Origin of the sequence: Micromonospora sp. DT4, from assembly GCF_049841675.1 — a bacterium.
GTDB lineage: Bacteria > Actinomycetota > Actinomycetes > Mycobacteriales > Micromonosporaceae > Micromonospora.
This window is the reverse complement of record NZ_JBNCKT010000313.1, coordinates 1-953: the sequence shown is the minus strand read 5'-3', so window position 1 is coordinate 953 and position 953 is coordinate 1. Positions and strand designations below refer to the sequence as shown.

At 64.2% G+C, this 953-nt stretch carries 1 protein-coding gene; it reads right to left on the bottom strand.

The window, feature by feature from the left end; all coding sequences use genetic code 11:
- Positions 1–71: 71 nt before the first annotated feature.
- On the bottom strand, positions 72–776 hold the full coding sequence (locus ACLQ24_RS29840) for a creatininase family protein (RefSeq protein ID WP_425895072.1): 705 nt from the start codon (positions 774–776) through the stop codon (positions 72–74).
- Positions 777–953: the final 177 nt, after the last annotated feature.

The following is a 953-nucleotide window of genomic DNA, read 5'->3' as shown; positions in this document are numbered from 1 at the left end:
CCATCGACATCGCCACCATCAAGATCTGGCTCCGCGACCTCGCCCGCGAAACCTGATCCACAAGACACGGCCTAGTCTCGGAGCACGGCGAGGCAAGTCGCGAACGAGGCCGTCAGGCTCTCCAGAACCGCCTTCCCCTTCTCGGCCGCGCCCAGGGACGGCTGACCGATAACTCCGCTGTCGGTGTAGCCGCGCATTCCGGTAACGAGCAGGTCCGGACGTTCTGCGAGGTGATCGGAGTTCTGATAGCCGTTGCGGACGAGTTCGGGACACAGGTGTAGCAGCAGGGAGGTCTCGATCTCTCCGGCGTGCATGTCGTCGTGGCTGCTGCTCGCGAGTCCGGCCTGTTGGCGGGCAGTCTCCCAGTCCTGCCGGCGCGGGTACAACGCCATGCGGCGCTCACCGACATTGGCTTCCTGAACGACGTTCGACAGGACGTAGTTCCCGCCATGGCCGTTGACCACGATCAGCCGGTCGACACCCGACCTACCCAGCGACTCGGCGACATCCGTGATGATGCGGGCCAGAGTGGACGAACGGATACTCACTGACCCGGTCCAGCCGGCGTGTTCCTGCGAGCAGCTGATGGTTACGGGTGGCAGGAGCATGAGGTCGTAGGCGGTGGCGGCGGCCTTCGCGATGGCGCAGGCGACGATCGTGTCCGTCAGTAGGGGTAGATGATCGCCGTGTTGCTCGAAGCTGCCGACTGGTAGCACGGCAACGTCCGCAGCGCGGGTGGCCTCTTCCGTAGTCGTCGCAGTGGTGATCAAATCCATGATCACAGTCTGACTGTCGAGGCGACGAGGGAGAAGGCCTTCCTGAACCCGACCACCTCGACGGAGGCCGTCCTCACGGCGAGCCGTGCATTCAACTGGTTAAGAGCGACCGGCAATAGGCGTCACTTGAGTCGGCGGGTTGTCGGTCGGGTGTCCCAGCGATAGAGCGTGCGGGCT

What these genes read in the sequence shown, in the direction of transcription:
- ACLQ24_RS29840 (WP_425895072.1), bottom strand. Translation starts at nt 776, where the DNA reads ATGGATTTGATCACCACTGCGACGACTACGGAAGAGGCCACCCGCGCT.